Origin of the sequence: Pelomicrobium sp., from assembly GCF_036803785.1 — a bacterium.
In the GTDB taxonomy this organism is placed as follows: domain Bacteria; phylum Pseudomonadota; class Gammaproteobacteria; order Burkholderiales; family UBA6910; genus Pelomicrobium.
Window position 1 is genome coordinate 1 of the sequence record NZ_DAIRTR010000122.1, and the last position, 8,639, is coordinate 8,639.

Genomic DNA, 8,639 nt, shown 5'->3' on the forward strand with positions numbered 1-8,639 from the left:
GCTCCAGGGCGGGGGGGCGCGTATCGTAGCTGCGACGCCACAGGAGCACCTGATGCTCGCCGTAGCGGGCTGCCGTTTCGGCCTTGTGGAGCCCCTGCAGCGCGCCGTAGTGGCGCTCGTTTAGCCGCCAGGAGTGGTGGGTGGGCAGCCACATCAGGTCCATTTCGTCCAGAGCGAGCCACAGGGTGCGGATCGCCCGTTTGAGGACCGAAGTGAACGCCACGTCAAAGTCAAAACCCTCGCTTTTGAGCCTGCGGCCTGCGGCCCGGGCCTCCTCGATCCCCTTCTCCGACAGATCCACGTCGGTCCAGCCGGTGAACCGGTTCTCCCGGTTCCACAGGCTTTCCCCGTGGCGAAGCAAGACGAGTTTGTGCATTGCCATATATCGCTTTTCGAATGAAGGGCGGGCGCCGGGCGGCAGAAATTTACTTTATTATTTTAGTATGCTTTCATAGCATTTCTTAAGCCCCCAATGCTGCCGTGACCATGCCATCGATGCCGTCAACCGCGACTTCAAAAATGGACTTTCTCCACCAGCTCATCGACCAGGATGAGCACATCGAGCAAGCCTCCCGGGCCATCAAGGCCATGTCTCATCCTCTGCGGCTCAAGATCCTCTGCGTGCTGGGAGAGCGGGAGGTGAGCGTGCAGGAGATCGTGGAGGCGGTCGGCACCTCCCAGAGCAATATCAGCCAACACCTTGCCATCTTGCGCGACAAGGGGGTGTTGCGCACCCGCAAGGACGCCAATCGCGTCTACTACCGCATCGCCGATCCCCGCATATTGAAATTAATCAATATGATGCGCGAGGTTTTCTGCGGCTATACCCAGTAGCGCCCAGTCCTCATATGGGCGGCGCTGCCGCAGAGGTCTGCGTTTGCCCTCAACATGGAATAAGCATATTCTGATTTACAATTTTGTATGACGATTCCCCGCGTTCGTTTCCGGTCTTTTTTGCTTTGCATAAAAGACAGAAAGTCAGTCCTGCGCAGCTTCAACGGGGTTGAGATGTGTGCTTGCCGTCTTCCGACTCTAGGCCACCTGCGGGCAAAGGAGCGGCCCCGTCCCGGGAGGGGAGCAGCGGAAAAAAGCCCATGGTCCCGCCCCCGGCGACATCGGACGGGTTTGATAGAATGCTCGGCACGTCAAGGCAAGGCTAGGGAAGGTTGAACCGAATCCCCCATGGAGTTCATCCAGGACAACATCTGGCTGGTGTTGATTGCGGTGGTGAGTGGCGGGATGCTGATCTGGTCCTTTGTCGGTCCCAAAATCCTGGGCATTCCCCAGGTGGGTACGCTGGAGGCGACGCGGCTCATCAACCAGCGGGATGCCCTGGTATTGGACGTGCGCGACGAAGGCGAATACCGAGCGGCCCACATTCCCCATTCGCGCCACGTGCCCCTGACCGCCATCGACAGCCGTATCAAGGAATTGGAGAAACACCGCAAACGGCCCATCGTGATCGTGTGCCGCAGCGGCAACCGCTCCGGTGCCGCCGCCAGCCTTTTGCGCAAGCGGGGTTTCGAGGAGGTCTGGGTATTGAAGGGCGGGCTGGTGGCGTGGGAGCAGGCCAACCTTCCCATCGAAAAGGGCTAGCGATGAAGGTCCGGGTGAACATGTACTGCACCGCCGCCTGCCCTTATTGCCAGATGGCGGAGGCGCTGCTTAAGCAAAAGGGTGTGCAGGAGATCGTGAAGATCCGGGTCGACCTGGAGCCAGCCCGGCGGGAGGAAATGGTGCGCCGGACGGGACGTCGTACCGTGCCCCAGATCTTCATCGGCGACACCCACGTGGGGGGGTATGACGACTTGGCGGCCCTCAACCGAGCGGGCCGTCTGGAGGCGTTGCTGGCGCAGTGACGGCGAACCGGCTTGGCGCTGAGCGATTTTTCTTAGAGAGGGGAGTCTTTCCAGGATTTTTTCCATGAGCGATCAACCAGCGCAGCCGGTCTTTTCCATCGAAAAGCTCTACGTGAAGGACCTGTCCCTGGAAATCCCCCAGGGAGCGCAAGCCTTTCTGGAGCGGGAGCCCCCTCAAGTGGAGGTCCAGCTCCATACCCAGGCCCAGCCCCTCAACGAAGGCGTCTACGAGGCGGTGGTCACGGTTACCGTGACGGCCAAAGCAAAGGAGAGAGTGCTATTCTTGGTCGAGGCCGCCCAGTCGGGCATCTTCCAGATTCGCAACCTCCCCGCGGAGGACCTGGATCCGGTGCTGGGCATCGCCTGCCCCAATATCCTGTTCCCCTATGTGAGGGAGGTGGTTTCCGATGTGGTGGGGCGGGCGGGTTTCCCCCCGGTCATCCTTTCCCCAGTCAACTTCGAGGCCTTGTACCGCCAGCGCCGGGAGCGGACTGCCTCCCAACCCACGGCCCCGTCATGAACCGGGCCCTTGCCCGGGGGGCTCTGCTGGCGGCTCTGGTGCTCGGAGGGGGGATGCCAGTCCTCGCCACCGAATACCGGGCGGTGGGGAGCGAACCGGCGATCCTCTATGACGCCCCCTCCCTCCAGGCACGGCCCCTGTACGTGGCAAGCCCAGGCTATCCTCTGGAAGTGGTGGTGGCCTTGGAGCGCTGGCTCAAGGTCCGGGACGTGGCGGGCGATCTCGCCTGGGTCGAAAGGCGGGTGCTTGCGGATCGGCCCACGGTCATCGTCACCGCTGCCCGCGCTGTGGTGCGTCGTCAGCCGGATCCGGGTGCGCCCGTCGTTTTCGAGGCCGAGAAGGGTGTCCTCTTGGAACGGCTGGAAGGGGCCGTTCCGGGTTGGGTTCCAGTGCGCCACCGGGACGGTCAGAGCGGCTTCGTCCCCGTCGGACAGGTATGGGGCGGATGAAAATCGCCGTGCTCGGGGCGGGGGCATGGGGGACTGCCCTTGCCTTGAGCCTGGCGGAGCGCCACGCGATCGCCTTGTGGGTATGGGATCCAGCGGACCTGGAGGCCATGCGCCGTACCCGGGTCAATGGCCGTTACCTGCCGGGCTTTTCGATTCCCCCCTCAGTGGCGCTGGAAGGCGACCCTGTCGCGGTCCTCGCCCATGCGGATCTGGCTTTGGCAGTGGTGCCGAGCGCCGCTTTGCGGGAAACCCTCCAGCGGCTGGCGGGCTGCGCCCCGATGCCTCCCGTGGTGGTGGCGAGCAAGGGTTTCGAGCCTGCCACGGGATGCCTTTCTCACCAAGTAGTGGAGGAGACCCTGGGTCAGAGAGCCCAGTATGGGGTGCTCTCAGGTCCAAGCTTCGCCCAGGAAGTGGCTCGCGGGCTGCCCACGGCGGTCACCCTGGCGGCCGGCGACGCGGCCTTCGCCGAGCGCGCCGCCCGGGTGCTCCATGGGCCGCGGCTGCGGGTTTACTCCAGTACCGATGTGGTGGGGGTCGAAGTGGGCGGCGCGGTCAAGAACGTGATCGCCATCGCCGCCGGCATCTCCGACGGCCTGGGCTTCGGCCACAACGCTCGCGCGGCGTTGATCACTCGCGGTCTTGCCGAGATCACTCGGCTGGGCCTCAAGCTCGGTGGTTGCCAGGAGACCTTCCTCGGGTTGGCCGGGGCTGGGGATCTGATCCTTACCTGCACCGGCGATCTTTCCCGCAACCGCCAGGTGGGGCGGCTCCTCGCCCAGGGCCAGTCCTTGGAGGAAGTGCTAGACCGCCTGGGCCACGTGGCCGAGGGGGTGCACACGGCCCGGGAAGTGCACGGGCTCGCCCAGCGGCTCGGGGTGGACATGCCCATCACCGAGGCAGTCTACCGAGTCCTGTTTCAAGGACTGCCTCCTCATCAAGCGGTGGACATGTTGCTTTCCCGGGAGCCGAAACGCGAGCATTCCGGGTGAAGGCGAGGCGGCTGGTTGGTCCTTGACACTGGCTGACCGAAGAACGTCACTATTTTTCCCTTTCGGTAAACCCTGCCTGCCGCCAGGCTTCGTACACCACCACGGCCACCGCGTTGGCCAGATTGAGGCTGCGGCTGCCCTGCCGCATGGGGATGCGCAGTCGCGCCGCCGGCGGGAACTCTGTCAGGATTTCCTCCGGTAACCCCCGGCTCTCCGGACCGAACACCACCACGTCCCCCGGGCGGAAGGCCACCGTGTCGTAGCGGACCTCACCCCGGGGGGTCAGCGCGAACCACCGCCGTGCCCCTAGGCATGTACGGCATGCCGCCCAGGTGATGTGGACCGTCATCTGGGGGGCGAGGGCGCGGTAATCCAATCCCGCCCGCGCCAGGCGCCGGTCGTCCAGATGAAATCCCAGGGGTTTCACCAGATGCAGGCGGGCTCCCGTGTTGGCGCACAGCCGCAGGATGTTGCCGGTATTGGGCGGGATTTCCGGTTGATACAGGACGACTTCCAACATTTCAGGCTTGAGCCTACCTCAAGACGTTTGCATTCACTTTCAATGGCATGAAGCTTGCTAACGATAATTTACACGAAATAATGGGAGGAACCCTTGGCCCGACCTGAAAGAGTACGCCTGGGACAGCTCTTGATAGACCAAAGACTCATCACCGAAGAGCAGCTCGCCCGGGCGCTCACAGAGCAGAAGCGAACCGGCCGCAAGCTGGGACGCACCCTGGTGGAGCTCGGGTTCGTCACCGAGGACGAGATCTCCCGGGCGCTTGCCCGGCAGCTCAAGATCCCCTTCGTGGATTTGCGGCGCCAGGACATCCGCCCTGAGGTGGCGCAGAAACTGCCCGAGGTCCACGCCCGGCGCTTTCGTGCCCTCGCGCTGGAGGAAGCCGGTTCCGCCCTGCGGGTGGGGATGGCGGACCCCACGGATCTCTTCGCCTATGACGAGCTTACCCGGGTCCTCAAGCGGGACTTGGAGCTCGCCGTGGTAACCGAGTCCCAGCTCCTGGAGGTGATCGACCGGGTTTACCGGCGCACCGAAGAGATCAGCAACCTCGCCCAGGCTTTGGAGGAGGAGCTGGGAGATTCCGGTATCGACCTGGCGGCCTTAGGGCTCGGCGCAGGGGTGGAAGATGCCCCGGTGGTCAAGCTCTTGCAGTCGGTTTTCGAAGATGCGGTCCAGGTGCGTGCCTCCGACATCCACATCGAGCCCCAGGAACGGCGGCTGCAGATCCGTTTTCGCATCGACGGAGTGCTGCACCTGCAGACCGAGGCGGACCTGAGAATCGCCTCGGCCCTCGCCCTGCGGTTGAAACTCATGGCCGGGCTGGACATCGCCGAGCGGCGCCTTCCCCAGGACGGGCGCTTCAACGCCAAGGTGCGGGGATCGAGCATCGACGTGCGTCTTTCCACCATGCCTACTCAGCACGGCGAGTCCATCGTCATGCGGCTGTTGAACCAGAGCGAGGGGCTATTGCGGCTTTCTCAGCTCGGCATGCCGGAGGATATTCAGCAGCGGCTGCGCCAGGTGATCCAGCGCCCCTCCGGAATGGTGCTGGTGACCGGCCCCACGGGCAGCGGCAAGACTACCACTCTCTACGCGCTGCTTGCCGAGCTCAACTCGGTGGAGCGCAAGATCATCACCGTGGAAGACCCGGTGGAGTACCGGCTCGCGGGGGTGAGCCAGGTGCAGGTACACGAGAAAATCGACCTCACCTTCGGGCGCGTGCTGCGCTCTGCCCTGCGCCAGGACCCGGACGTGATCCTGGTGGGGGAGATGCGGGACCAGGGCACGGTGGAGACGGGGCTGCGGGCTGCCATGACCGGTCATTTGGTCTTTTCCACCCTGCACACCAACGACGCCGTGAGCACTCCCGTCCGCCTCCTGGACATGGGAGCGCCTCGCTACATGGTGGCCATGTCCCTGCATCTGGTCTTGGCCCAGCGGCTGCTGCGCCTCGTGTGCGAGGGTTGTGCCGAACCCTACCTTCCTCTTCCCCAGGAGCTGGAATGGCTGCGTCAGGAGCCGGGGATTGGCGCCTCGGCCACCGGCTTCGTCCACGGCCGGGGTTGTTCCCGTTGCAGCGGCACGGGCTACCGGGGGCGCACAGGAATCTACGAGATGCTGGAGATGACCCGCCCCGTGGTGGAGGCCTTGAGCCGGGAAGACGCTGCCGCCTTTGCGGCAGCGGCGCGCGAGCAGATGCGGGGGCACACCCTGCGGCGCCACGCTGCTCAGCTGGCGGCATCGGGCAGGACCACCGTAGCCGAAGCCATGCGGGTGGCGAGCCAGGGCGAGGATTGACGGACAGAAAAAGGGACCATGCCGTTTTTTGCGTACAAGGGCAGAAGCGCCTCGGGGGAGGCGGTACGGGGTGTCTTGGAAGGGACCGACGCGGGGGCGGTCGCGGCGCAGCTTTTCACGAACGGGATCACGCCAGTCGACATCGTCGCCGCCGATCCACCGCGGCCCGCTGGGGTCAAGCAGTGGGGCGCTGCCCTGTTCGGCGAGCGGGTGCGCCTCGTAGACCTTTTGCTCTTCAGCCGCCAGATGTTCGCCCTCCTCAAGGCGGGAGTCCCAATCATGCAGGCCCTGGCGGGACTGCAGGAGTCCACCGACAACCGGGCGTTCCGCGCTGTTCTCCAGCGCATCCGCGAGCACCTGGACGCGGGGCGGGAGCTGTCGGCGGCCCTCGCCCGGCAACAGCCGGTGTTTTCTCCCTTCTACGTGGCCATGGTCCAGGTGGGGGAACGCACCGGCCGCCTGGAAGAGGTGTTCCTGCGGCTGTTCCATCACCTGGAGTTCCAGAAGTTCATGCGGGAGCAGGTGAAGTCGGCCCTGCGCTACCCCCTTTTCGTACTGGCGGCCATGGCGATCGCTCTGGTCATCATCAATGTCTTCGTCATTCCAGCCTTCGCCAAGGTCTACGCTGGCTTCAAAGCCGAGCTGCCCCCCCTCACCCGCCTCCTCATCGCCTTTTCCGACTTTATGGTGACCCATTGGCCCTGGCTCGTGGGGGCCGGGGCTATGGCGGTTCTCGCCTTCTGGCGCCTGGTCCGCACCCCTCGAGGACGCCACGGCTGGGACCGGGCGAAGCTCAGGATTCCCATCGCGGGCAGAATCGTCCACAAGGCCACCATGGCGCGCTTCGCCCGAAGCCTCAGCCTTGCTTTGAGGAGCGGTGTGCCCGTGGTGCAGGGGCTCACCCTGGTGGCTCAGGTGGTGGACAACGACTACGTGGCGGGCCGGGTGGAGAAGATGCGCTCCAGCGTCGAGCGGGGGGAGAGCGTCCTGCGGGCGGCGATCCAGGCGGGGATCTTCACCCCGGTGGTGCTGCAGATGATCAAGGTGGGGGAAGACTCGGGGGCGCTGGACGATCTCCTGCAGGAGATCGCCGACCTGTACCAGCGGGAAGTGGAGTACGAGCTGAAGACCCTCTCCGCCCAGATCGAGCCGATCCTGATCGTGGGACTGGGGGTCCTGGTGCTGGTGCTCGCCCTGGGCGTGTTCCTGCCCTTGTGGGATCTGGGCAGCGCGGCGCTTTCCAAATGACGGGTACGGCAATCTCATCATTCATTGGGAAAAGGAGACGGGCATGTTCAGGCGAACCAGGGGTTTCACCCTGATCGAGCTCATCATCGTCATCACCATCATCGCCCTCCTGGGAGCGGTGGCACTGCCCCGCTATCTGGCGCTCCAGGAACAGGCCCGGATCTCCAAGGCCCAGGGGCTTTTCGGCGCCGTGCGCTCCGCCGCCGCCATCGCCCACGCCGGCTGTCTCGCCAACGTGGGCGGCAACTGCACCCAGACCGGCGGCACCCTGGACATGGAGGGCGTCACCATCAACATGGTGAACGGCTACCCCTCCGCCTCCGCCTCCACCGTCTCGCCTGGGGGCATCTTGCTGGCGGCCCAGCTCTCCCCCGCGGCCGACGGGCTGACGGTCCAGAGCAGCGCCGGTACCCTCACCATCGACATCGACGGGGGAACGGTCCCGGGATGCCGCATCACCTACATCGAGGCACCCTTGAACGGCGCGCCCACCATCGACCTCAACGTCAGCAGTTGCTGACGGCAACGTCGAGGTTCTGACAAATCGTTGACAAACAGGTCCTTAGGCTCGCCCGCGAAGAAAGTAACTTTCTGAAAACACGATGGAAACAAATTGACTGGACGATGGATCGGATTGGCATGAAAGCTGCATAACCCCGGCGGCGTTTGCATTTTCGGGTTTTTTTCAACGGGAGGAAAACGATGGAAAAGCGGCAAGGGGGTTTCACCCTGATCGAGCTGGTGGTGGTGATCGTCATCCTGGGTATCCTGGCGGCGGTGGCCCTGCCCCGGTTCGTGAACCTGCAAAGCGACGCCCGGAAGGCCGCCGTGAACGGCATGGCGGGGGCGCTGCGCTCGGCGGTGGCGCTGGTGCAGGCGAAGTACATCGCCTCGGGGACCAATACCTCACCGGTGACCATGGCCGATGGAACCACCGTTGCCGTGAATACGGGGCCAACGAACGGGGGTGTTCCGACAGGAACAGCGGCCGGAATCGGCAACGCACTGCAATCGACTGATGGCTTCATCGTCAATTACGCCGTTTCGACGGCGGTGACCTTCCGCCCGACCAACGGGGGCGGCGCCAACTGCCAGGCGGTCTACAACGGCAGCACGGGCGCGGTGGCGGTGACCACAACCGGCTGCTGATCCCCTCGCCCTGTTTCGGGACGTCCGGCGTCCCGGCGCCGGACGTTTCGGACTAAAGGAAATTGACTGGGGGTGCCATGGGCGGCGTCCGGAGGGGCGGTTTCACCC

The 8,639-nt window shown here is 64.6% G+C and carries 12 protein-coding genes; 10 read left to right on the forward strand and 2 right to left on the reverse strand.

Translation table 11 applies throughout. The features are described 5' to 3' along the window. A partial coding sequence (locus V7Q81_RS12620) for a 2,3-bisphosphoglycerate-dependent phosphoglycerate mutase (protein ID WP_333843829.1) occupies positions 1-376 on the reverse strand: 376 nt, incomplete at its 3' end. Between the two features lie 143 nt (positions 377-519). Here V7Q81_RS12620 and V7Q81_RS12625 point away from each other — a divergent pair. The 6 genes from V7Q81_RS12625 (at position 520) to V7Q81_RS12650 (ending at position 3,817) form a co-directional block, all read left to right on the forward strand. Further along, positions 520-834 carry an ArsR/SmtB family transcription factor gene (locus tag V7Q81_RS12625; protein WP_333843830.1) on the forward strand — a complete coding sequence of 105 codons (315 nt, stop codon included), beginning with the start codon at positions 520-522 and terminating at the stop codon, positions 832-834. Positions 835-1,182: 348 nt separating this feature from the next. Next, positions 1,183-1,596 (forward strand): rhodanese-like domain-containing protein, encoded by a 414-nt coding sequence (locus tag V7Q81_RS12630; protein WP_333843832.1) that lies wholly within the window; start codon positions 1,183-1,185, stop codon positions 1,594-1,596. Positions 1,597-1,598: 2 nt separating this feature from the next. Further along, complete coding sequence (gene grxC / locus V7Q81_RS12635; RefSeq protein ID WP_333843833.1) at positions 1,599-1,859, forward strand: glutaredoxin 3; 261 nt, start codon at positions 1,599-1,601, stop codon at positions 1,857-1,859. 64 nt (positions 1,860-1,923) lie between these two features. Then, entirely contained in the window at positions 1,924-2,379 is a 456-nt protein-coding gene (gene secB, locus V7Q81_RS12640) for a protein-export chaperone SecB (protein WP_333843834.1), read from the forward strand. Continuing rightward, a complete protein-coding gene (locus V7Q81_RS12645) occupies positions 2,376-2,828 on the forward strand; it encodes an SH3 domain-containing protein (protein ID WP_333843835.1) in 453 nt (150 codons plus the stop codon). The genes secB and V7Q81_RS12645 overlap by 4 nt, the downstream gene beginning before the upstream one ends. Continuing rightward, on the forward strand, positions 2,825-3,817 hold the full coding sequence (locus V7Q81_RS12650; protein ID WP_333843836.1) for an NAD(P)H-dependent glycerol-3-phosphate dehydrogenase: 993 nt from the start codon (positions 2,825-2,827) through the stop codon (positions 3,815-3,817). The genes V7Q81_RS12645 and V7Q81_RS12650 overlap by 4 nt, the downstream gene beginning before the upstream one ends. Positions 3,818-3,866: 49 nt before the next feature. Here V7Q81_RS12650 and V7Q81_RS12655 read toward each other — a convergent pair whose 3' ends face one another. After that, a complete protein-coding gene (locus V7Q81_RS12655) occupies positions 3,867-4,337 on the reverse strand; it encodes a tRNA (cytidine(34)-2'-O)-methyltransferase (RefSeq protein ID WP_333843837.1) in 471 nt (156 codons plus the stop codon). A gap of 93 nt (positions 4,338-4,430) precedes the next feature. Between V7Q81_RS12655 and V7Q81_RS12660 the strand changes: the two genes are divergently transcribed. The 4 genes from V7Q81_RS12660 (at position 4,431) to V7Q81_RS12675 (ending at position 8,531) form a co-directional block, all read left to right on the forward strand. After that, complete coding sequence (locus V7Q81_RS12660; RefSeq protein WP_333843839.1) at positions 4,431-6,134, forward strand: GspE/PulE family protein; 1,704 nt, start codon at positions 4,431-4,433, stop codon at positions 6,132-6,134. An 18-nt stretch (positions 6,135-6,152) separates the two neighbouring features. Then, complete coding sequence (locus V7Q81_RS12665) at positions 6,153-7,382, forward strand: type II secretion system F family protein (RefSeq protein ID WP_333843840.1); 1,230 nt, start codon at positions 6,153-6,155, stop codon at positions 7,380-7,382. Positions 7,383-7,425: 43 nt separating this feature from the next. Continuing rightward, the gene (locus V7Q81_RS12670) at positions 7,426-7,902 is read left to right on the forward strand and encodes a prepilin-type N-terminal cleavage/methylation domain-containing protein (RefSeq protein ID WP_333843841.1); all 477 of its coding nucleotides are present in this window, start codon (positions 7,426-7,428) and stop codon (positions 7,900-7,902) included. Between the two features lie 182 nt (positions 7,903-8,084). Then, complete coding sequence (locus tag V7Q81_RS12675; RefSeq protein ID WP_333843842.1) at positions 8,085-8,531, forward strand: type II secretion system protein; 447 nt, start codon at positions 8,085-8,087, stop codon at positions 8,529-8,531. The last annotated feature ends 108 nt before the right edge of the window (positions 8,532-8,639 follow it).

Coding starts and splice junctions, on each gene's coding strand:
- grxC (WP_333843833.1), top strand. CDS start 1,599: ATGAAGGTCCGGGTGAACATGTACTGCACCGCCGCCTGCCCTTATTGC.
- V7Q81_RS12665 (WP_333843840.1), top strand. CDS start 6,153: ATGCCGTTTTTTGCGTACAAGGGCAGAAGCGCCTCGGGGGAGGCGGTA.
- V7Q81_RS12675 (WP_333843842.1), top strand. CDS start 8,085: ATGGAAAAGCGGCAAGGGGGTTTCACCCTGATCGAGCTGGTGGTGGTG.
- V7Q81_RS12645 (WP_333843835.1), top strand. CDS start 2,376: ATGAACCGGGCCCTTGCCCGGGGGGCTCTGCTGGCGGCTCTGGTGCTC.
- V7Q81_RS12670 (WP_333843841.1), top strand. CDS start 7,426: ATGTTCAGGCGAACCAGGGGTTTCACCCTGATCGAGCTCATCATCGTC.
- V7Q81_RS12650 (WP_333843836.1), top strand. CDS start 2,825: ATGAAAATCGCCGTGCTCGGGGCGGGGGCATGGGGGACTGCCCTTGCC.
- V7Q81_RS12655 (WP_333843837.1), bottom strand. CDS start 4,337: ATGTTGGAAGTCGTCCTGTATCAACCGGAAATCCCGCCCAATACCGGC.
- secB (WP_333843834.1), top strand. CDS start 1,924: ATGAGCGATCAACCAGCGCAGCCGGTCTTTTCCATCGAAAAGCTCTAC.
- V7Q81_RS12630 (WP_333843832.1), top strand. CDS start 1,183: ATGGAGTTCATCCAGGACAACATCTGGCTGGTGTTGATTGCGGTGGTG.
- V7Q81_RS12625 (WP_333843830.1), top strand. CDS start 520: ATGGACTTTCTCCACCAGCTCATCGACCAGGATGAGCACATCGAGCAA.